This window comes from Rothia sp. CCM 9419, assembly GCF_048512815.1.
Classification (GTDB): domain Bacteria; phylum Actinomycetota; class Actinomycetes; order Actinomycetales; family Micrococcaceae; genus Rothia.
The window spans coordinates 51,232-72,901 of record NZ_JBLXXY010000008.1 but is presented as its reverse complement, the minus strand read 5'-3'; the positions used below and the strand labels follow the sequence as shown (position 1 = coordinate 72,901).

Sequence of the window (21,670 nt, the reverse complement as noted above, 5' to 3'; positions counted from 1 at the left end):
AAAGATTTATCCTCTCTTGTGAGAGTATTGAATTGTTACATGTTATTTTAAACCTTTTTAGACTATCGTTAAAGCATTCTTTCGTACTCAAATTCTAAGGATGAACAATATGCCGTCACCGAAAACAATCCAGCTATTCCTCATGGATGGGGTCGTTGACGGTCGTGTTAAAAGCACCCTCGCAAATTGGACAGGGTTAGTTTATAAAATACCTCGTACTTTTATCCGCGGTGCACAAGATATTCCGGCACTTGAACAAACTGGTGTTTATTTTCTTTTTGGTATAGATGAATCGGACGGGCAAGGTTCTGTATACGTAGGACAGGCTGGAACTCGTCAAAACGGTAGAGGTGTTTTAGGTCGTATAGAAGAACACTGCCATGATGCTAATAAGGACTACTTTAATCAGGCTGTTGTGATGACAACTTCCAATAATTCTTTCGGACCAACGGAAATATCATATTTAGAACATCGTTTTACACAGATAGCAAAGGACGCTCGTCGATACCATGTAAAGAACGGAAATCTTCCTAGTCGAGGGAACATCACTGAAGAAAAGCAAGCTGAGCTGGAGGAATTCATTAGTTACGCAGAATTGGTAATGGGCTCTTTAGGATTCTTTGTTTTTGAACCACTTGTTCGCCCGAGAGATACTCCACAAGAAGAGACACAAAAACAGAAAGCACCTGTCCTTGAGCTGAAGGAAAGGGGTGCTGTTGCTACCGGACAGCAAACGTCTGAAGGTTTTGTAGTCTTTGTAATTCACAAATTCGCTCTGAAACTACCCGAACTTGCCCACCAAGAGTTTTTCAGCAACGTGAACGTCACCGCGCACATATCTGTGAAGGAAAACTTACTGAAGATATTCTTTTCTCCAGCCCATCAGGTGCTGCTGAATTTGTCGTAGGCGCGTCCATCAGTGGAAACCGAGCTTGGAAAACTGTTGATGGCACACCTCTCAAAGACCTGTAAAGGCGAGATAAAAAAGGCTAATTTTCTACTTCTCGAATATCTCGCGTAGTTCCCATCGCACGACCTTTGACCCAATAGGCGTGAGAATGCATAAAAGTTTTAGAAACTGAAGTCTCTTTAAGAAGATATCTTCGGGTGGGCAAAAGAACTTTAGCCTCACAGACAAGATGAGGGAACCACCCTTCCCAATCCCAGCTTTTTGTTTTCTCCAGCATTGCTTCTGGGGTAGGTTCAATCCAATGTACCGTAATATTTTCTCCAGAGCATAACGGGATGCTTTCATCGCTTTCATGCCACCGAGATAACCAAATCTGTATTGGAAAACGTCCCTCTAAAACCTCAATCACCGAATTAATATAAGGAATACCTGCAGCGTCACCAATAAAGACAAAACCTTGAGGTATCTTAGACGGCACTTCAAAAGGGTGTGACCCATAATAGGAAAACTCAAAGGTGTCACCAACTTCGGCATGAGTAGCCCAATAACTACCCGGACCATATGGTGTGTGGAGAAGAACGAATAAGGTAAACTCCCCTGTCTGTTCATCCACCTCAGTAATGGTATATCCTCGCATTTCCTCTCTATTCGGGTTCTCTAAAGAGGGAAACCAACACCGAAGATACTCTCCCTGTACGGGGTGAACTTCTTGAACAAATTCTGGGGAGCTAACTCGTAATGCGAGCATACTTGGGCTGTGCTGCCAGATGCGACGTACCGTACATGAATAATCTCCTGCACGCAAAACTTTTAGAAGCGCACCGCATATACCGCGTCCCATGAGATACCCCTTCTTCTCATCATCAACGAAAGCTAATGAGTCCAGTATGCCAGAGAAGAAGACTAAAAGTTAGGTAAACCTTATTTTTATCTATGGGTATCAGATACGAAAAAGGTTTGGGGTGCAACATATGTTGCACCCCAAACCTTTTATCTCAGAGGTAAAGACTCAAAGATTATTTTTCGTCTTTTTTAGGTTTTGCATCAACACCAGCTTCTTTACGCTGTTGTGCAGTAATTGGTGCAGGCGCGGCCGTTAGCGGGTCAAAACCATTGCCAGTCTTCGGGAACGCAATAACATCACGAATAGAATCGGTACCACCCAAAAGCTGCAGCACACGATCCCAGCCAAAAGCGATACCACCCATCGGAGGGGCACCGAAGGAGAACGCATCAAGAAGGAACCCAAACTTTTCTCGGGCTTCTTCTTCCCCGATACCCATCACGGCAAAGACGCGTTCTTGAACATCACGCTGGTGAATACGGATAGATCCACCACCAATTTCGTTACCGTTACATACGATGTCGTATGCGTAGGCAAGAGCTTCACCGGGATTCTGATCAAAGTTTTCTAAGAACTCAGGTTTAGGTGAGGTAAAGGCGTGGTGCACTGCAGTCCACGAAGAGTTGCCCAATGCCACATCGCCAGATGCTGTAGCGTCTGCGGCTGGTTCGAACATGGGTGCATCAACAACCCAAACAAAGGACCATTCACCATCTTTAATCAGACCAGTTCGATGCCCAATTTCAACACGCGCAGCACCAAGCAACGCGCGAGAAGCTTTAGCTTCACCTGCAGCGAAGAAGATACAATCGCCAGGATTAGCGCCGGTAGCTTCTGCCAGACCAGCACGTTCAGCTTCGGTGATGTTCTTTGCAACAGGGCCAGTAAGCTCACCGTCTTCTTGAATCAGGACATAAGCTAGACCTTTTGCACCGCGCTGTTTAGCCCACTCTTGCCATGCGTCAAGAGTGCGGCGGGGCTGGGAAGCACCACCAGGCATAACAACAGCGCCAACATAAGGAGCCTTAAAGACCCGGAAAGTTGTGTCTTTAAAGTAGTCTGTTAGTTCTGTTAGCTCCAAACCGAAACGTAAATCAGGTTTATCTGAACCGTATTTTTCCATAGCGTCTTTGAACGTAATACGTTCAATAGGGCGTGGAACTTTGACGTCGATAAGGTTCCATACCGCCTCAACAATGCGTTCACCAAGATTGATAATATCTTCTTGATCAACGAAAGAGGCTTCAATATCAAGCTGAGTAAACTCGGGTTGACGGTCTGCACGGAAGTCCTCGTCACGGTAGCAACGAGCAATCTGGTAATACTTTTCAATGCCACCTACCTGTAGGAGCTGTTTGAAAAGCTGAGGAGACTGAGGAAGTGCATACCAAGAGCCAGGTGCTAGACGAGCTGGAACAAGGAAGTCTCGTGCACCTTCGGGGGTGGAGCGAGTTAGAGTAGGCGTCTCAACTTCAGTGAACCCATCTTCTGCAAGAACATTACGTGCAACACGGTTTGCTTCAGAACGTAGCCGCATTAGGCGTGCTGGTTCTGGACGACGCAAGTCAAGGTAACGGTACTTGAGGCGAGCTTCTTCACCGACTTCTACGTGTTCGTCGATTTGGAATGGTAGCGGTGCAGCAGTATTGAGCACCTCAGTTTCTTTAACCTCAACTTCAATCTCACCGGTTGTTAGCTGGGGATTTTCGTTACCTTCTGGACGGCGGGTCACTTCACCAACAACTTTAAGAACGTACTCATTGCGAAGGTGCTCAAAGTCTTGTTCATCGTGGAAAACGCACTGTGTGACGCCCTCACGGTCACGTAAATCAACGAACGCGACACCGCCGTGGTCGCGACGGCGGGCTACCCATCCGGTTAATGTGACAGTCTGTCCAATGTGTTCGGCGGTTAGTTCGCCGAGGGTGTGTGTGCGTAGCACTCGATTCCTTTCCACGGGTACCACCTATCTTCAGGTGGTATGTTCACGAAAATGTGATAGTCATTCTAATCATAATCTTAATATTCCTCAGCGAATGAAGAACTGAAAAATATTCAAAGAGTTGTTTCACTCAAGAACTCATATGAGGTTCTTCATCTTTTAGGAGTTCTCTGTGGCTACTACACGTACAGTGAGGTCTTCGGCTGATGGCACCCATTGTGCAGGATTCACTGGGAGTTGTTCTCCGGAACGAATGTCTTTTACCTCATGAGTCAAGCCACCGTCTTCTGTCTCATATGTAAACCAGACAAAAGGAATGCCACGTTTTTCTGCATATTTAATTTGTTTACCAAATTTGGTTGCTTGTGCAGAAACTTCGCAAGCGATACCTCTTGAGCGTAATGCCACGGCAACGTCTTGCGCTTCAGACCACATGTCTTCATGTGTTAGAGCAATCAATACGGCAGAAGGAACTTTACGAGTTGGTTCTGCCATGCGCTCTGCAATGATACGTGAGACAAGGCGGGTTACCCCGATAGAAAGACCCACACCGGGGAAGGTTCTCTTACCGTTAGAAGCTAGTGATTCGTAGCGACCTCCAGAGCAGATTGAACCAAGTTTTTCGTGTCCAACAAGAACTGTCTCATAGACGGTTCCAGTGTAGTAATCTAAACCGCGAGCAATTGACAGGTCTGCAATAACACGCCCAGGGGCACGTTTAGTTGCTTCACCAACAACTTGTTCTAGTTCGGCAAGGCCTTCTTCAAGAAGTTCATGTTCAACACCTAAAGCGCGTACTTGTTTAACAAACGAGGTATCTTCGGCGCTGATTTGAGCTAATGATAGAGCTGCTTGTGCTTGTTCGTCACTGGCTCCGAGCTCATCTTTGAGAAGTTGCGCTACTGCCTCTGCCCCAATTTTTTCGAGTTTATCGATGGAGCGGAGCACCCCTGCCGTGTCGTCGAGCCCAATTCCACGGTAGAAACCTTCAGAGAGTTTTCGATTATTGACGCGTAGCTTAAAGTCACCAATGTTCAGTTGTGAAAGTGCGTCTACGACGACTAGAGCAAGTTCTACGTCGTAGCGGAAAGGCAATGTTCCATCGCCTACAACGTCTACGTCAGCTTGGGTAAATTCACGGAAACGACCATCTTGAGGTCGCTCTCCTCGCCATACTTTCTGCATTTGGTAGCGCATAAAAGGAAAGTTGAGGTATCCGGCGTTCTCTACAACGTATCGTGCAAAAGGTACGGTGAGATCAAAGTGAAGAGCTAGTTTTTCTTTGTCTTTTTTGGTGCTGTTGTGTGCGGCGTCTTCGTCAAGTAGTCGAGAGATACCATAAACTTCTTTATCGATTTCGCCTTTACGCAGTAGCTGCTCTACTGTCTCCACCGAACGAGTCTCAATAGGTGAGAATCCATGAAGCTCGAAGGTGGTACGGAGAGTATCCAATACGTGATTCTCTACCAGGCGTTCCTCGGGAAGAAATTCGGGAAAACCAGATAGCGAAGCCTTACGAGCCATGTGTTACTCCTATATATACGACTAGATGAAGCCGGATGGTGTTTATTAGTTCTTTACTCTAGGGTACTCGGTTGTTTTGCTATCACCCAACATCAACAGGAGTCATCTACATAAAATGTAGTTTGAAACTCATTCTCATAGAGGTTTTCTCACGTGTTGCGTTGCTAGTTTTTAAAGCTAAAGGTATTCTAAAGATGTACGCATTCACGGCGAATTGAGCCTCTGATACGCAGAGGAACTAGCCGAAGAATGCGGCTTTTGTTTGTTTAACGCGCTTGTGCGCCTCATGTGAAAGAGTTATAGCGGTGACCACACAATCCGACGACAACACCCCAGTAGACCTCGATAAAGCACGCCAGTTTGGCAGAGTATCCGACGACGGACACGTTTTTGTCATTGTCGAGGGAGAAGAATACGCTGTCGGCCAGCTTCCAGAAGCTACCCCCGACGAAGCTCTCGCATATTTTGCTCGTAAGTTTGAAAATATCCAAGCTCAGATTTCACTTCTTGAAGCACGCGTTGAGCATGGTGCGGCTGTTGCTGATTTACAGAAATCTGTAGAACAGCTCGGTGCTCAGGTTGCTATTCGCAACATGGTTGGCGATTACGCAGACCTACAGCAGCGCCTTATTGCTATTACCGGAAAAATTGCTGAACGTGCAGTTATTGAAAAAGAAGAACAAGCAGCAGCACGCGAAGCAGCCCTTAAAGCTCGTGAAGAAATCGTGAGCGAAGCAGAGTCCATTGCTTCTCAAGACATTGAGAAAACCCACTGGAAAAACTCTCATGCTCGAATGAACGAACTATTTGACGCGTGGAAAACCACTCAGCGCACTCACCACCTACCTAAGAGTGTAGAAGATAGTTTGTGGACTCGTTTCCGTTCTGCTCGCACAACTTTTGATAAGCACCGTCGCGCACATTTTTCCTCTCTCGATGAGGCGAATGCCAAAGCTAAACGGATTAAAGAAGCGCTCATCGCAGAGGCAGAAGAACTTTCTACTTCTACCGATTGGGCAGCAACAGCAACAAAATACCGTGACCTCATGGACCGTTGGAAGAGCGCTCCTCGTGCTTCACGTCGTGAAGATGACGCTCTTTGGACTCGTTTCCGTGCCGCACAAGATCGTTTCTTTGAAGCTCGTAAAGTAGCTCATGCAGAGCTAGATAAAGAGTTTGAAGCTAACCTTGAAGTCAAAGAAAAACTTCTAGAAGAAGCACGAGCCATTTTGCCAGTCACTGATGTGAAAGCTGCAAAAGCTCAGTTCGAAGCTATTGCAGACCGTTGGGATGCAGCCGGTCGTGTACCTCGTCATGCAGTACGTCGCGTTGAAGGCGAACTTAAGAAGGTTCAGGACGCTATCTACAATGCAGAACATGCTAAGTGGTCTAAGAGCGACCCTGAGAAGAAAGCCCGCGCAAACTCCATGCTTGCTCAGCTAGAGGACTCCATAGCAGGCCTTGAAGAAGACCTCAAGAAGGCGGAAGCAACAGGCAATGCTCAGAAGATTAAAAAAGCTCAAGAAGCTCTCGATGCACGTCGTACATGGTTGAGCACGCTTCAGGCGTCTTCTGCAGATTTTAACGCCTAAAAAATTGTTTTCGGTAAGGAGATCATGAGCAACTGGCACGCTCAAAAAACCTATACTGAAACCCCTCACGGAAAAGGCTCCCCTGATGTTTTTACTGGGGAGCCTTTTCTGTGCGAAGTTTCGGACGTATTGGTTGCTTAGCTACCAAAATTAATAATTTAGTGAACCGTAGTCCGTGTATCGATCGAGCCGCAATCCGAGGGTAGAAAGAATTCAGATTAATATAGGCAGACAAGAAGATATCCACAAATATTTTTACTACACATAGTTTCACTCAGAACTACCGCATAATGGGCGTATGAGTACACCACCAGCTTATTCTCAGCACCCTAGCTCTCTTCTTCAGACACTACCTTGCCCCTTGTTCGTCGAGAGCCATCCTCAACATGTTTTAGGTGTCAGGACTCAACAAAGTCTTAGACCTCCAACAACACCTATAGTGTGTTCTTCACTAAGTTCTGAGCAACAAATGAAATTATATTGTTCTCAGCTTCTGAGCAAAGAGACTTTTAACGGCACTCTTCAAGAGCTACGTGTTCTCGCCCAAGAGTATCAATATCAGGAGGTACTCCCCCATATTTATGCTCCTTCAGCCTTACGTATCACTCCTTTATTAAGAACTAGCGCCTTAAGCCTTATCCTCCCTCCTCGATATTTTGCCAGAGGTAGAATCTCTCGTTATAGTGCAGCATGGATATGGGGTTGCACTCCATCTGCCTTTGAGAATTTCTATATAGATTTTGACCGCTATTCAAGAATTAACACTCGTAAAACTAGGCAAGAGAACATCATTACGCATCAAAACCAGTTTTCTTCTACTGATTACCTAGCCCTAGGCAAGGTACACGTTACGACTCCGCTACGAACCGCTTTAGACTTGCTCATCTATCACCACGATGAAACTATCGCTCGTCAAAGTGTCGAACGATTCCTCAACACTCCAAACTTTTCAGGATGTTCTGTCGACACTATGCACACATACCTTGAACACAAGAAGTATGTACCCCACCGTCAAAAAGCTCAACAGGTCCTTCAACAAATATCCCAGAACATCCCGACCTCACACCCTATGAAAGTTTAACTGGTAGAAGATTTTTCGTGTACGGGCTTTGCTCCTGTGAGACGATACGCCTTATAGACTCCTTCAACATTCTTAAGAACATTAAGAACATGATCCAACATATACCGGTCACGTACTTCCACCGAAAAACGGTTAATCGCGAAGCGATCTTCGCTAGTCAGTACTCGAGCATGACAAATATTAATATGGTTCTCACCGATGGCTCTGGTCAGATCCATCAATAAAGATTTACGGTCTATTGATTCAACCTGAATATTGACTCGATAGACAGCCTGAGAACTTGACGCCCATTGAACCTCAGTTAATCGTGGTTCGTCCCCCATATTGCGCATATTAGGGCAGTCTGTTCGGTGAACCGATATTCCGCTAGTACGCGTGACGACACCAAGAATTTCATCCGGTGGAACAGGGTTACAGCACTTAGAAATTTTCGTCAAAATACCATCTGCGCCGGGAACAACGATTCCGTTATCGCTAACTGTGCGACGAGAAGAGAACATATCTTCATCAAAATCGGATGGCAACACGTCAAGGTTATCGTCCTCATCGCCATAGTAGATATTTACAAGGTTTGAGATGACATCTTGAGCTTTGATATTTCCTTCGCCGATGGCATGGTACAAAGAAGCACCATCATTTTGATGGAAAGTATGGGCTACTTGCATCAATAAATCTGCAGTCAGCATCTTTTGCAGAGGCAACTCATGCTGACGCATTGCCTTAGTTAGTGCGTCACGGCCTTTATCAATAGCTTCTAATCGGCGACCTTTAGCAAAATACTGACGAATCTTTTGGCGAGCTTTAGAAGAACGCACAAATTTTAGCCAGTCTTCACTAGGTTCTTGCTGAGGGCTCTTTGACGTACGAATCTCGACAACATCGCCAGAGTTTAATCCCGTATATAAGGAAGCTATCTTTCCATTCACGATAGCTCCAACAGTTTTCTCGCCGACCTCAGAATGGATAGCATAGGCGAAATCTACCGGTGTGGCTCCAACAGGTAAGATGATGCCGTCACCATTGGGGGTCATCACCACAATCTCGTCAGTCTCTAAGTGATAAGCTAACTCTTCAAAGAACGCTACAGGCTCTGGTGTTGAATTCGATATCTCTGCGATATTTTGTAAAATTCCAGCATTAAAAGTAGAAGATTTATTCTCTGATTTTTTACGACCAGAAGCATCAATTTTTCCAAGATCTTCACCGCGAGAAGCAGCCTTGTATCTCCAGTGTGCAGCAACACCATATTCTGCTTCTTCATGCATCTTATAGGTTCGTATTTGAACCTCGAGAGGAAGATTTCCTGGACCAACAAATGTTAGATGTATCGATTGATAATGATTATTTTTAGGAGATTTAATATAGTCCTTAAAGCGTCCCTGATCCGAGGTCCATAAGGACATTACGTGCCCTAATACGCCATAACAAGTGTCTTCATCATCGACAAGGATACGAACAGCTAAGATGTCATGAATTTCGTCAAAGCTCTTATTCTTCGACTTCATTTTCTGATGAATAGAATAATAATGCTTAGGACGCCCATGGACAGTAGCCTTAATACCAACTTTGGCAAGACGCTGTTCAATCGTCGTTTTGGCTTCATCCAAATATTTTTCAAGCTTAGGTGTACGGTCCCCCACCATGCGCACAATTTCACGATAAATCTCTGGAGACATCGCAGCAAAAGAAAGATCTTCTAGCTCCCATTTAAGAGCGCTCAAACCAAGCCGGTGTGCTAAAGGAGCATAGATTTTTAGAGTCTCTTCAGCTTTTTTAGCTGCAGAGCCAGAGGGAACAAAACGCCACGTGCGAGCATTATGCAACCTATCAGCAAGTTTGATCAATAAGACGCGAATATCTTTGCTCATAGAAAGCACTAATTTACGAATCGTCTCTATCGAGGCGTATTCCCCGTAAGTTACTTTATCTAATTTCGTGACGCCATCAACAAGATAAGCAACTTCTTCGCCAAAGTCTTCGATGAGTTGTTCTTGCGTATACGGAGTATCTTCTACGGTGTCGTGAAGTAGCCCAGCCACAAGAACAGGGCCAGTGGCTCCCATCTCTGCAAGAATCGTGGTGACGGCAACGGGGTGAGTAATGTAGGGGTCACCGCTTTTACGTTTTTGCCCTTGGTGATATTTATCGGCAACGGTAAAGGCCCGTTGTATTACGTCAAGATCCTCTTCGGGATGAAATTTTTTAACAGTTCGAATCACTGGGGCAAGTACTGGTGAATAACGTGTAGGACTTGTTCGTGAAGTCTGAATGGAACGTCCGAAAACATGACGAGTGGGAATACGCTCTGAGGCAGACATCACCCGATGCGATCCGCCAAGAGTCGTAGGAAGAAGGTTACCAACAACCTTTTGTGAAACAATATCTTGTGCTGTGTGTGCTGAATCCGCCATAGTGTTCATCCTTCCAAGGCTAGTATGGCTATTTTAGCCTTATATTGTTCGCACTATAACAAAAATAAAAAATCGGTAGCTATTTCTTTTCATAGCTACCGATTTTTTAACAAAAACTATAGTTATTGTCTAATCAACGTTAACGATCCAACGAAATCGTGTTGACTTCAATGCGTATTTCGTTGAGAGAGCTCTGCTCAGAAGTCTCAGAAGCATCTTCTGGTTCAATAACTTTTCCAGAACGAATATCTTCTACCATCTGTGTATGCTCACGAATTTCTTTCTCACCTAGACGCAACGCCGCATACATTGGTGCAGAAACATAGAGTGTTCCAATCGTTCCCACAATAATGCCGACGAATAAAGCTAACGAGAGGTCTTGTAGAGTTCCAGCACCAAGCATGAACGCACCGATGAAAAGAATTGCACCAACAGGTAATGCGCCCACAACAGAAGTGTTAATGGAACGAACAAGAGTTTGGTTCGTTGCAAGGTTAATCTGTTCACCATAGGTGAGGTCACGGCGTTTTTCAATGCCTTCGGTATTCTCACGAATCTTATCGAAAACTACCACAGAGTCATAGAGTGAATAGCTCAAAATGGTTAAGAAACCGATGATTGCGCTAGGTGTCACTTCAAAGCCTACTAAAGCGTAAATTCCGATTGTCACGATTACGGTGAAAAGCAATCCCGCAATAGCAGATAGAGACATCTTCCACGTACGGAAGTATAAAGCCATGCCGATAAGAGCAAGAAGGACGAACGCGACAAGTCCGTAGAGTGCTTGTCTGGTCACATCGGCGCCCCACCTTGGCCCGACAAAGGACGAGGTGACGTCGTCTGCAGAAACACCGTACCCCTCTTGAAGGGCAGTTTTTACCGCAAGAGTCTCTTCATCGTTAAGCTGGCTCATTTGCGCCCTGATAGTTTTCGCAGCGATATGAGTCACTCGAACGTCAGAGGCTTCAGGGGCGTGCTCTGCAATAATTTTTTGCCCTACCGAAATATCGGTATTTGAAGTATCAGAAATCGTAAACTCTGAACCGCCTCGGAACTCAATACCTAGATTGAACCCTCCTTTGACGACGGGGATGAGAAGGGACAAAACAACGAGAACCATTGCAATGCTTAACCACAATCTACGTTTTCCAACAAACTGGTATGAACGCTGTCCAGAATGTAAGTCGTTACCAAAACGAGCAAGTGCGTTAGCCACAATTACCCCTCCTTCTGTGTGCTCTGAGAAGCCTCTACTTCTTGAGCGTTTTCTTGGGCGCGAGCAGCAGCTCGACGACGTTCAGCGATACTCATTTGCTCAGATTCTTCTGCAGTGCGCAAACGACCAGCGCCTCGATATAACGGTGTAGCACCAAGGGCAACAGGGTCTAGACCAGAGAATCGTCCACCCTCACCAAAGTATCGGGTACGAGCAAGAAGCGTCAGAACAGGATGTGTAAAGAGGAACACAACGATGAGGTCGGCGATAGCGGTCAAACCTAAGGTGAAAGCAAATCCACGAACCGAGCCGACGGAGAAGATGTACAACACTACTGCTGCAAGGAGGTTGACTGCTTTAGAAGCAAGAATCGTGTGTTGAGCACGACGCCAGCCATGATCTACTGCAGCGGGGATAGTGCGACCCCCACGAATTTCATCACGGATACGTTCAAAGTACACGATGAAGGAGTCAGCAGTCTGCCCAACAGCGACGATTAAACCAGCAATACCGGCAAGGGAAAGACGATAGTTAATAGACCACCCAAGCAAAATAATTGCCAGATAAGAGATAACACCAGCAACAATCAGCGATGCAATCGTCACGAACCCTAGTAAGCGGTATTGGAAAAGTGAATAGACGAAGACCAATAGCAAACCGATAACACCAGCAAGTAGCCCCATCTTGAGCTGGTCAGAACCTAATGTTGCAGAAATCTGCTGTTCAGATTGAATGGTAAAGCTGATGGGCAAAGCACCGTATTTGAGCTGCTGAGCAAGAGACTGTGCACTTTCTTCCGTAAAGTTACCGGTAATTTGCGGGTTACCATCGGCAATCACTGCTTGAGCTACCGGAGAAGAAAGAACTGCGCCATCGAGCATAATCGCAAAACGAGCACGTGGATCTTGCTGGTTTTTTCCGTAGATTCCGTAAAGGCGAGTGGTGATGTCTTTAAACTTTTCGCGGGCCTTCTCATCAAAATTGATGTTTACACCCCATTGTCCCGTTGAGACACCATTACTGTTAGCAACCTGTGAGGCGGTTGCGTTAGATATATCGGAGCCACTCAGCTCTACAGGTCCTAGGATATATTTTTCATGCCCAGATACTGCACAAGCCACAATAGCTTGGTGAGGGTCTTGATGCTCTGCGTTAGGGCTTTTCCCGCTTGTGCAGTCAGTTGCTTCATATTCACGCCAGAGTTCTGGGGTCACCCACCGCACGTCGGAACCGTCTGTCGCTTCTCCATCGGGGTGAGGAAGTTGGTCATCAGCCAGTTTTTTATCATCAGCAACAGGTTCTGGAGAAGTTGAGTAAATTACTGCGCGGAAGTCCATTTGTGCAGAGGCTTGAATCAGCTCACGTGTTTTTTGATCGATAGTTCCTGGCACCGAGACAACAACATTACGCCCTGATTGGGTCGTCACTTCTGCTTCGGACACACCTGAACCGTCAACACGTTGACGAATAATTTCGACAGCTTGCTCTAGTTGTTCGGCAGAAACTGTTTGGTCTTGCGCCCCGTTGACTTTAGGCGCAAGAATCATTTGTGTTCCGCCAGAGAGGTCTAAAGCGAACTTAGCTCGCCATGACCCTCCATAGGATGTGCTAGCAAAGATTCCAGCACATAAAGCCACGACTATCACAGCCATGGCGATAAGCGCTCTACTCGCTTTAGCTCGTTGGCTTCGCTTAGCCATACCGCCCCTTTACTCTCCCGACCTACATGCGTTAACTTCTTGATACTTAGTAAACGATGTGCTCAACATTTTTATTCGTATTTAGTGGAACTTTTCTTCTAATGGTGAGTATCTACAATGTTTGATAACGGTGCATGTCATCACTGAAACCAAGAAATATTTATCAGAAAATACTTCTTGGCAGAAAAGTTTCCACGCTCTATCGTAGTTCACGAACGAATAATCCGCATACGCTGATGAGTTTGCAGAGCATAAAATCAGACATATTTATGAAGATATGGCTTCATTCATCTTTTGTACTACTGGTGAATACAAACATGTAGCAACGAGGCTGACAATATATCAACAGTTACCACGGTAAAGTAATGACTAATGATAGCCGCCACGACAGTGATCAAGGCACCCATACTCGTAGAAAATCAGCCATACTGTAGCTCATGATATTTTGGAGGAATCATGGAAAATCACGAAGGCGATAACATACCAGTTCTGTGGCAAATGTCCGATATTGCTGATTATGCGGGTTTTACTCGTAAGAATGTGAGTGTTCATATGAAGGCTCGCCCGTTGAAAGCTGATTTCGTGTTACCTAACGGTAAAGCACTTTATTTGCCTGAGAATGCGAAGAAGTGGATTGATTCTCAGCCAAAACGTGGGAGCTATCGGCGATAATGTTTTTTATTGTCCCTTTTACCATCAAGAAGACTCAAGAGAAAAGTAGGTAACAAAACCCTCCCGCTCCTGAATACATCTACTACTCAGGGGCGGGAGGGCGTTATCCCCGACTCTATCACAAAGGAAAAACATCATGACAGATAAACAAAAAATTGCATTATTTGCAACCATCGGCGCAGTAGCATTCCTCATCCCAGCCGTACTAGGTCACCCCTGGTATTTCCTCCTATCAGCCGTCATGGGAGGGGTCGCCTACACCGCCCTAAAAACCAACAAATAAAAAAGAGGCGGGGCTGAGCACCACACAAAAGTGATGCTCAGCCCCGCCTTGTATATTAGCCAAGCTGAATAACAATAACCTGACCAACATCAATTACATCAGGGTTAGCAATACCGTTAAGCTCAGTAAGGCAATTGGGTAAAACCACATATTTATCTTATGAGAGTTGTTCTGGAGGTTCTATCCCCAGATGCTCCCAAGCAGCTGAAAGCGCTACTCTGCCTCGGGGTGTACGACCAATCATCCCCTCACGGACAAGATAAGGTTCTGCGACCGTCTCTACTGTTTCAACTTCTTCGCCTACGGCAATAGCAAGAGTTGACAGCCCAACAGGACCACCACCAAACTTATGAATAAGAGATTCAAGGACGGAACGATCTAAGCGGTCAAGCCCCCGCGAGTCTACTTCATACATGTCAAGAGCTCGTCCAGCTTCTACGGCGCTGATATGAGGGATGTCGTGCACTAATGCCCAGTCTCGTACACGACGCAGAAGACGATTAGCAATACGAGGAGTGCCACGAGAACGTCCTGCAATTTCCGCAAAACCTTCAGCGCTAATATTCATATCCATCAGCCCTGCCGAACGGCGCAACACTTTTTCCAGTTCTTCTGTTGAGTAATACTCTAAGTGTCCGGTAAAACCGAATCTGTCTCGTAGAGGCCCCGGCAAAAGACCAGCCCGAGTAGTTGCCCCCACTAACGTAAACGGTGGAAGTTCCAGAGGAATAGACGTAGCGCCAGCACCTTTCCCGACCACAATATCCACACGAAAATCTTCCATCGCCATATACAGCATTTCTTCTGCTGGACGAGACATACGGTGTATCTCATCTAAGAATAAAACTTCACCGGGAGTCAAGGAAGAAAGAATAGCAGCCAAATCTCCGGAATGTTGGATGGCTGGCCCTGAGGTGATACGCAAGGGCGCATCCATCTCTGCGGCAATAATCATCGACAAGGTTGTCTTTCCTAAACCGGGAGGTCCAGATAACAGCACATGGTCTGCTGACTTACCACGCAGTTTTGATGCTTCGAGAAGTAGTGAGAGCTGCTGTCGGACACGTTGCTGACCTACAAAATCATCTAATGATTGGGGACGCAAAGCGGCTTCAATCATTTTTTCTTCAGGTTCTTCTTCTAACCCGACGAGCCGTTGCTCTCGATATTCAGGTTCTGTTGCGCGATGGTTCACCAAAGTATCCGTTCTTCATTCTTGAGGCGATAATGTTCGTGAGTGCTAATGACGGGTGCTGTGTTGTTGCCCTAATGTTGCAAGGACTTCTTTGAGGGCTTGTGGCACCGACAACTTCTCAGGATGCGCACTCTTTTTGAGGTAAGATTCCACCGAACGTTCTGCATCTTTTTCACTCCAGCCTAATCCTATGAGCGCTTCGAGAACGGGAGATTTCCATGCTACGCCAGTGTTAAGCGGTAGCTGATCGGTGCCGGAGTTCGCGTTGAGAATCAGCTTTCCGGCAAGTTCTAAAACAATTCTTCGAGCAGTTTTAGGGCCAACACCAGGAACTTTAGTGAAGGCTTTATCATCTCCTGTGGCAATAGCTCGTTCAATATCTTGGGCCGTATGCACCGACAATGCTGCTAAGGCAATACGCGGACCGATACCAGAGACAGAGAGCAAAAGGTCAAAGGCTTCACGTTCAGCCGGTTCTAAGAAGCCGTAAAGAGTCATGGAATCTTCACGAACGATAAAGCTTGTTAAAAGAGTAGTTGTCTCCCCTTGCGAAAGCTGAGAGAGTGTTCGAGCTGGGGTATGTACCATCAGCCCCCAACCATTGACGTCAAGGATGAGGCTATTGAGGGAAATCTGAGTCACAGTTCCCGTGAGGGTGCTAATCATAATCTCTATCTTATTCGAATATATGTACTATTTCCATTGTCCTCGCCCACGACGAGCACTTTGAGCTTCTGCCGCTTTCCACGCTCTTTGGGCTGGGGTTAGCGCACCCATCTGAGGACGAGGCCGCGAACCTTGATGAGTTTGCACGCCAGCGCTCATATCAATACCAGAGCCGACCGTTGCACCACGCCACCCATGACAAATAGCAATAGCTAAAGCATCTGCGGCATCAGCAGGTTGAGGTAGCCTCTCTAATTTAAGGATACGCGTGACCATTCTTCCGACAGAAGCTTTATCTGCTTTACCAGAACCAGTCACAGCCGCTTTAACTTCTGAAGGAGTATGAAAATATACGGGAATGGAACGTGCAGCAGCAGCAGCAATCACAACACCAGAAGCATGAGCCGTGCCAATCACCGTATTGACTTGCTCTTGCGCGAATACTCGTTCAATGGCTAAAGCATCTGGCTGATACACCTCTAGCCATTCTTCTGCCGCCTGAAAAACAGTGAAAATACGTTGGTCAAGTTTCTGGGCGGGGGCGCTTCCTGCCACACCAACTTTCACATAGCGGGCTTGGCGGTTAGCGGTCATATCAATAACACCAAAACCGCACCGTGTCAGCCCTGGGTCTACTCCAAGAATACGGGCAGCGCCCGGAACTCGCGGAATACTCGCAAGTTTCGGGCGCTGTGTTGTGGATAGGAGCATTGTGCCTACTATCTCCTTAGTCTGCGTTAAGTTCTTCCATAACAGCTTCGTTAATATCAGCGTTAGAATAAACGTTCTGAACGTCGTCAAGTTCTTCAATAGCATCTGCTAGTTTGAGGAATTTGCGAGCACCTTCAGCGTCAATTTCGACATTCATGGTAGGACGGAAAACAGGGTCGTCATTGTTATATTCAAGTTCTGCTTCAGTCAATGCTTGGCGGATGGCTGGAAGATCAGTTGCTTCTGATACGACAGTAAAAATATCGCCTTCATCAATAACTTCTTCAGCTCCAGCATCAAGTACTGCCATGAGGACGTCGTCTTCGGTAAGACCTTCGGTCTTGGTCACCTCGGCAACGCCTTTACGTTCAAAGAGGAACGCTACAGATCCCTGATCGGCCATAGTGCCACCGTTACGAGTAACGGCAGTACGAACTTCTGCTGCTGCACGGTTACGGTTATCGGTCAAACATTCAATATAAAGAGCTGTTCCTTGAGGTCCGCGGGCTTCATACATGATTTCGGTGTAGTCAATGGTTTCACCGGTGAGACCAGCACCACGCTTGATAGCACGGTCAATGTTGTCGTTAGGGACAGAGTTTTTCTTAGCTTTAGAAACAGCGAGGTCTAGTGCAGGGTTACCAGATACGTCTGCGCCACCCATACGAGCTGCAACTTCAATAGCTTTGATAAATTTGGCAAATGCTTTTGCACGTTTAGCGTCGATAGCTGCTTTTTTGTGCTTGGTTGTTGCCCATTTGGAGTGACCTGACATACGTTGTCTCCTTTTGTTGCTGTGCGCTGATGTGGCTCATCAGCGCAGGTTCTCTTTAGATACTAGGTTCTATTGTAAACAGTTTCAACGACACCGCATTAACGGGGTCGATTCATGGCGCTTTCACGTGCACGGTCAATAGTCGTGTCATCTATTGTTTGAGGGATAAATTCCCCATATTTTTTCTTGGCAGCTTCTGCAATTAAGAAGTCAGCCACGGCAGGGTTCTTCGGCAAGAGCGAGCCGTGTAGATAGGTGCCGATGACATTGTATTTGCGAGCGCCTTCGGTGCTGTCGGTGGTGTTGTTTCCTTCGCCTTTGGTGACGGTGGCTAGGGGGCGGGTGCCGTCGGAGAGTGTAGTGATTCCGGAGTGGTTTTCGTATCCGATGAGTGTTCCGAATTCTTCGGATTCTTCGACGATATTTCCAATCAGTCGTTCTTCTCCGCCGATTGTGATGGCGTCAAAGATGCCGATGCCTTGGAGCGTTTCTCCTTGGTTGGTGCGGAATTCTTGTCCGAAGAGTTGGTAGAGTCCGCAGATGACGAGCATGGGTGTGCCGTTTTCTGCGAGTTCTTTGAGTTTGGGGGCGATGGCGTGAAGGTCCTCTTGGATGATGCTTTGTCCGGAGTCTTGTCCGCCTCCGCCGAGGATGATGTCGGGGTTTTCGGGGAAGGTGTCGGAGGGGTTGTAGTCGATGATTTCGGGGGTGTATCCGTGGGCTTTTGCTCTACGTGCTAGGGCGAGGGTGTTGCCCCAGTCTCCATAGATGTTCATATCTTGTGGGTAGAGTTGGACGATGGTGAGTGTTTTGTTGCTCATTAGGAGATGTCCTCTACGTTGGTAATTTTGGAGAGTTCTTTGCGGATGGCAAGCATGGCGGTGTAGGTGCAGAAGATGCGCATGGGTTTGCCGTGGGAGTTTTTGATGAAGTGTTCTAGTGCTTCGGTGAGGTTTTCTTCGACGTGTTCGGTGGTGATTTCGTCGTGTTCTAGGCGTAGTGCCATATCCCATGCGCGGGTTCCGGAGACGGTGTTGACTCCGGTTGTTTGTAGGCTGTGGAAGTCTACGTCCCAGAGCCATGAGACGTCTCTGCCGTCTGCGTATTGGTCGTTGATGGTAATCATGGTTGCGTAGTCTTGTGCGTCTGCGCTGGCGAGGGAGAGTCTAAATCCTGAGGGGTTTTTGACGAGTAGTAGTTGTAGTGTTTGGCCGTTGATGTTGAGGGTTTCGCCTCGTCCAAAGGCGGGTGTGATGTGTTGGAGTTCTTCGATGAGTTTTTCTTCGTTGAGGTTTTCTCCCATGACTGCTTGGGTGAGTGCCATTGCTGCGGCGGCGTTGTAGATGTTGTAGACGCCGTAGAGGTTGATTTTTCCTTGTGCGGTGTGTCCGTTGAGGGTGAATGTTGCGTTGGTTCCGTTGAAGTCGTTGAGGGTGACGGTGGCTTCTGGGAGGTTTTCTTTAGTGCTGGTTCGTTGTTGCGAGCGCATTTCGTCGTCGGATGGGAACATGGTTCGGAGTTTTTGGCTGAGTCCGAAATAGTTGGTGTGTGTTCCTGTTTTAACGTGTTCTGCGATGCTGAGGATGCGTGGGTCTTCTCGGTTGAGTACGACGGTGTTGGTGGTTGCTTCTGCTACGGTGGTGAGCATTTTTCGGGTGGTGTCGATTTCACCGAAGCGGTCGAGTTGGTCGCGTAGGACGTTGAGTAGTAGTGCGTAGTGTGGTTTGACTTTTTTGGCGAAGTGTACGGCGTGGGCTTCGTCGAGTTCGAGGACAGCAATGTCTGCGTCGAGTTTTCCGGTGAGGCTCATTTCTGCAAGGAGTGAGGCGGCAACTCCTCGAACGAAGTTTGATCCTGTTTTGTTGGTGAAGACTTTGAGCCCCTGGGCTTGGAGTAGTTGGACCACCATTTTTGTGGTGGTGGTTTTTCCGTTGGTTCCAGAGACGACGACTACGCCGTGAGGTAGTTTTGCGAGTTCTTCGGGGACGAAGTTGGGGTGTAGTTTTTCCATGACGAGTCCGGGGAATGCGGATCCGCCTCCGCGGAGTTTGGTGGCGTAGCGTACGCCTTGGCCGATGAGTCGTGTTATGGGTCTAGACATGTTTTTTATTTTATAGGTGTTTGGTTGAATCCTCCGGTAAGGGATAGGGCTGTTATGTGTGGTTGTTGTTTTTTGAGGGTGTGGACGATGAGTGCTGAGCGTTTTCCGCTGGCGCAGTAGAACACTGGTGTGGTGTTGTTTTTGAGGTGTTTGGTAAGGGTGTTGTTGATGTTTTCTAGGGGGTTTGGGGTGTTGTTGATGAGGGTGAGGAGTTCTTGGTGTGGGATGTGTGCGTGGTCTTGGTAGTGTCCGTTGTTGCGTTCGTGGTGTTCGCGTACGTCGATGAGTGTGTAGTGTTCGGGGTGTTGGTTGATTTCGTGGAGTGCGATTTCGGGGACGTTGAGGGGTTGTGGTGTTGATTGTTGTATTTGTTGGAGTGTTTCGGTCAGTGGTGTGGGGGTGCGGTGCGGGTCGGGTGTGATGTTGAGGGTTTTGGTGGTGTGTGTTCGGCTGTCGTACATCCAGAGTTTTCCTAGGAGTGGTTCGGGTACTCCCGTGATGAGTTTGATGGCTTCGGTGGCCATGATGGAGCCGATGGTTCCGCAGAGGGATCCGAGTACTCCTGATTGTGCGCAGGTGGGGATGGAGTCTGCTGCTGGTATTTGTGGGTAGAGGTCTCGGAGGGTGGTTCCTTGGGTGTGTTGGGTGGTGTTGAGGTGTTTGGGGTGTGCCCAGAAGAGTGAGATTTGTGCGGTGTATTGGGAGATACTCCCCCAGATGAGTGGTTTATTGAGGTGTTCACAGATGTCGTTGGTGAGGTATTTGGTGGCGAAGTTGTCGGATCCGTCGATGATGAGGTCGTAGTTTTTGATGATGTTTTCGGCGTTGTTTGCGTTGAGTTTTTCGTGGTAGGTGTGGACGTTGGTGTGTGGGTTGAGTTCGTGGATGCGTTGTTGTGCGGAGTGTGTTTTGGGTGTGTTGATGGTGTTGTTGTTGTGGATGATTTGGCGTTGGAGGTTGCTGTATTCGACGGTGTCGTGGTCGATGATGCCGAGGGTTCCGACTCCTGCTGCGCTGAGGTAGAGCAGTAGGGGTGAGCCGAGTCCTCCGGCTCCGATGCTGAGGACTTTTGCGTTGGCGAGTCGTCGTTGTCCTTCTTCTCCGATGCCGGGCAGGGTGAAGTGTCGCCCGTAGCGGAGTTGTTCTTGTGTACTGAGTTGTTTTTTGGGTGTGGTCAGTGGTGCCAGTGGCATGGTTGGGGTGCTTTCTTCGTTGAGGTTAGGTGGTGAGGTCTTCTTGGGTGGGTGCTCCGGTGAGGATTCGTCCTTCGGTTGGTGATGAGGCCTGCGCGTGGGTTCGGGTGGGGATGCGTCCAGCATGGTAGGCGTGGTATCCGGCGTGTACTGCGTATTTCATGGCTTCTGCCATTGCTACGGGGTTTTGGGCTCGGGTGACGGCTGAGGCGAGGAGGACAGCATCGCAGCCTAGTTCCATTGCTTGTGTTGCTTGGCTGGCTGTTCCGATGCCGGCGTCGATGATGACGGGAACGTCTAGTTCGCTGGTGATGAGTTGGATGTTGTGTGGGTTGAGTATTCCTAGTCCTGTGCCGATGGGTGCGCCAAGGGGCATGACGGCGCTGGCGCCTGCATTTTGTAGGTGTCGTGCGGTGATGGGGTCGTCGTTGGTGTAGGCGAATACGGTAAAGCCTCGTTCGGCGAGTGTTTCGGTGGCTTCGATTAGTTCGTAGGTGTCGGGTAGGAGTGTTGTTTCGTCTGCGATGACTTCTAACTTAATCCAGTGTGTTTGGAGTGCTTCTCGGGCAAGTTCTGCGGTTAGTAGTGCGTCTTTTGCGGTGTAGCAGCCTGCGGTGTTCGGCAGAATTTTGATGTTGTTGCGTTTCAGAATGGAGTAGAGAGATTCTTTTCCGCTGGGGTTGTATCGTCGCATGGCGACGGTGGTCAGTTCTGTTCCTGAGCTAAGGAGTGCTTCTTCGAGGTGTTGTAGTGAGGTGATTCCTCCGGTGCCCATGATAAGTCGTGAGTTGAGGTCTACTCCGTCGATGTTCAGTGGTGGAATGTTTGTTGGTGTCATGTTCTTTTTATCTCGA

At 47.5% G+C, this 21,670-nt stretch carries 21 protein-coding genes; 6 read left to right on the top strand and 15 right to left on the bottom strand.

The genetic code is table 11. The features are described from left to right. Positions 1–109 precede the first annotated feature (109 nt). Positions 110–907 (top strand): GIY-YIG nuclease family protein, encoded by a 798-nt coding sequence (locus ACN08W_RS07520; protein WP_419109166.1) that lies wholly within the window; start codon positions 110–112, stop codon positions 905–907. Continuing rightward, positions 865–972, top strand: a complete 108-nt coding sequence (locus ACN08W_RS07515; RefSeq protein ID WP_419109187.1) for a DUF4357 domain-containing protein — start codon at positions 865–867, stop codon at positions 970–972. Before ACN08W_RS07520 ends, ACN08W_RS07515 begins: the two co-directional genes overlap by 43 nt. Positions 973–989: 17 nt before the next feature. Here ACN08W_RS07515 and ACN08W_RS07510 read toward each other — a convergent pair whose 3' ends face one another. From ACN08W_RS07510 to hisS, 3 genes are all read right to left on the bottom strand, one after another. Further along, positions 990–1,751, bottom strand: coding sequence for a siderophore-interacting protein (locus ACN08W_RS07510; protein ID WP_419109165.1), 762 nt, complete (start codon positions 1,749–1,751; stop codon positions 990–992). 175 nt (positions 1,752–1,926) lie between these two features. Further along, complete coding sequence (gene aspS, locus ACN08W_RS07505) at positions 1,927–3,696, bottom strand: aspartate--tRNA ligase (protein ID WP_419109186.1); 1,770 nt, start codon at positions 3,694–3,696, stop codon at positions 1,927–1,929. Positions 3,697–3,855: 159 nt separating this feature from the next. Further along, complete coding sequence (hisS, locus tag ACN08W_RS07500) at positions 3,856–5,220, bottom strand: histidine--tRNA ligase (RefSeq protein ID WP_419109164.1); 1,365 nt, start codon at positions 5,218–5,220, stop codon at positions 3,856–3,858. 305 nt (positions 5,221–5,525) lie between these two features. Here hisS and ACN08W_RS07495 point away from each other — a divergent pair, with 305 nt between their 5' ends. Beyond that, positions 5,526–6,812, top strand: a complete 1,287-nt coding sequence (locus tag ACN08W_RS07495; protein ID WP_419107314.1) for a DUF349 domain-containing protein — start codon at positions 5,526–5,528, stop codon at positions 6,810–6,812. A 469-nt stretch (positions 6,813–7,281) separates the two neighbouring features. Continuing rightward, positions 7,282–7,893: a hypothetical protein gene (locus ACN08W_RS07490; RefSeq protein WP_419109163.1), complete on the top strand. Its 612-nt coding sequence runs from the start codon at positions 7,282–7,284 to the stop codon at positions 7,891–7,893. Here the strand turns inward: ACN08W_RS07490 and ACN08W_RS07485 are convergent. The 3 genes from ACN08W_RS07485 to secD form a co-directional block, all read right to left on the bottom strand. Beyond that, complete coding sequence (locus ACN08W_RS07485) at positions 7,890–10,304, bottom strand: RelA/SpoT family protein (RefSeq protein ID WP_419109162.1); 2,415 nt, start codon at positions 10,302–10,304, stop codon at positions 7,890–7,892. The two genes, ACN08W_RS07490 and ACN08W_RS07485, sit on opposite strands and share 4 nt — an antisense overlap. A gap of 139 nt (positions 10,305–10,443) precedes the next feature. After that, positions 10,444–11,520: a protein translocase subunit SecF gene (gene secF / locus ACN08W_RS07480; protein ID WP_419101311.1), complete on the bottom strand. Its 1,077-nt coding sequence runs from the start codon at positions 11,518–11,520 to the stop codon at positions 10,444–10,446. 2 nt (positions 11,521–11,522) lie between these two features. Next, positions 11,523–13,220 carry a protein translocase subunit SecD gene (gene secD, locus ACN08W_RS07475; protein ID WP_419107311.1) on the bottom strand — a complete coding sequence of 566 codons (1,698 nt, stop codon included), beginning with the start codon at positions 13,218–13,220 and terminating at the stop codon, positions 11,523–11,525. A gap of 456 nt (positions 13,221–13,676) precedes the next feature. On the opposite strand from secD, the gene ACN08W_RS07470 reads away from it, so the two are divergent. Then, a complete protein-coding gene (locus ACN08W_RS07470; RefSeq protein WP_419109161.1) occupies positions 13,677–13,892 on the top strand; it encodes a hypothetical protein in 216 nt (71 codons plus the stop codon). 136 nt (positions 13,893–14,028) lie between these two features. Beyond that, complete coding sequence (locus ACN08W_RS07465) at positions 14,029–14,175, top strand: hypothetical protein (protein ID WP_419103735.1); 147 nt, start codon at positions 14,029–14,031, stop codon at positions 14,173–14,175. Positions 14,176–14,230: 55 nt separating this feature from the next. Here the strand turns inward: ACN08W_RS07465 and ACN08W_RS07460 are convergent, their stop codons facing one another. The 9 genes from ACN08W_RS07460 to ACN08W_RS07420 all read right to left on the bottom strand — a co-directional run bounded on the left by ACN08W_RS07460 (position 14,231) and on the right by ACN08W_RS07420 (position 21,654). Then, positions 14,231–14,323 (bottom strand): LysM peptidoglycan-binding domain-containing protein, encoded by a 93-nt coding sequence (locus tag ACN08W_RS07460; protein WP_419105888.1) that lies wholly within the window; start codon positions 14,321–14,323, stop codon positions 14,231–14,233. Between the two features lie 9 nt (positions 14,324–14,332). After that, positions 14,333–15,295, bottom strand: a complete 963-nt coding sequence (gene ruvB / locus ACN08W_RS07455) for a Holliday junction branch migration DNA helicase RuvB (RefSeq protein ID WP_419101636.1) — start codon at positions 15,293–15,295, stop codon at positions 14,333–14,335. Positions 15,296–15,415: 120 nt separating this feature from the next. After that, on the bottom strand, positions 15,416–16,036 hold the full coding sequence (gene ruvA / locus ACN08W_RS07450; protein WP_419109160.1) for a Holliday junction branch migration protein RuvA: 621 nt from the start codon (positions 16,034–16,036) through the stop codon (positions 15,416–15,418). A 27-nt stretch (positions 16,037–16,063) separates the two neighbouring features. Continuing rightward, the gene (gene ruvC / locus ACN08W_RS07445) at positions 16,064–16,747 is read right to left on the bottom strand and encodes a crossover junction endodeoxyribonuclease RuvC (RefSeq protein WP_419109159.1); all 684 of its coding nucleotides are present in this window, start codon (positions 16,745–16,747) and stop codon (positions 16,064–16,066) included. Between the two features lie 16 nt (positions 16,748–16,763). Further along, positions 16,764–17,522 (bottom strand): YebC/PmpR family DNA-binding transcriptional regulator, encoded by a 759-nt coding sequence (locus ACN08W_RS07440; protein ID WP_419101318.1) that lies wholly within the window; start codon positions 17,520–17,522, stop codon positions 16,764–16,766. 98 nt (positions 17,523–17,620) lie between these two features. Next, positions 17,621–18,343 carry a type 1 glutamine amidotransferase gene (locus ACN08W_RS07435; RefSeq protein ID WP_419109158.1) on the bottom strand — a complete coding sequence of 241 codons (723 nt, stop codon included), beginning with the start codon at positions 18,341–18,343 and terminating at the stop codon, positions 17,621–17,623. Next, positions 18,343–19,632 (bottom strand): MurT ligase domain-containing protein, encoded by a 1,290-nt coding sequence (locus ACN08W_RS07430; RefSeq protein WP_419109185.1) that lies wholly within the window; start codon positions 19,630–19,632, stop codon positions 18,343–18,345. Before ACN08W_RS07430 ends, ACN08W_RS07435 begins: the two co-directional genes overlap by 1 nt. Continuing rightward, positions 19,629–20,942, bottom strand: a complete 1,314-nt coding sequence (locus ACN08W_RS07425; protein ID WP_419103730.1) for a ThiF family adenylyltransferase — start codon at positions 20,940–20,942, stop codon at positions 19,629–19,631. Before ACN08W_RS07425 ends, ACN08W_RS07430 begins: the two co-directional genes overlap by 4 nt. Next, the gene (locus ACN08W_RS07420; protein WP_419101321.1) at positions 20,842–21,654 is read right to left on the bottom strand and encodes a thiazole synthase; all 813 of its coding nucleotides are present in this window, start codon (positions 21,652–21,654) and stop codon (positions 20,842–20,844) included. The genes ACN08W_RS07425 and ACN08W_RS07420 overlap by 101 nt, the downstream gene beginning before the upstream one ends. Between the last annotated feature and the right edge of the window lie 16 nt (positions 21,655–21,670).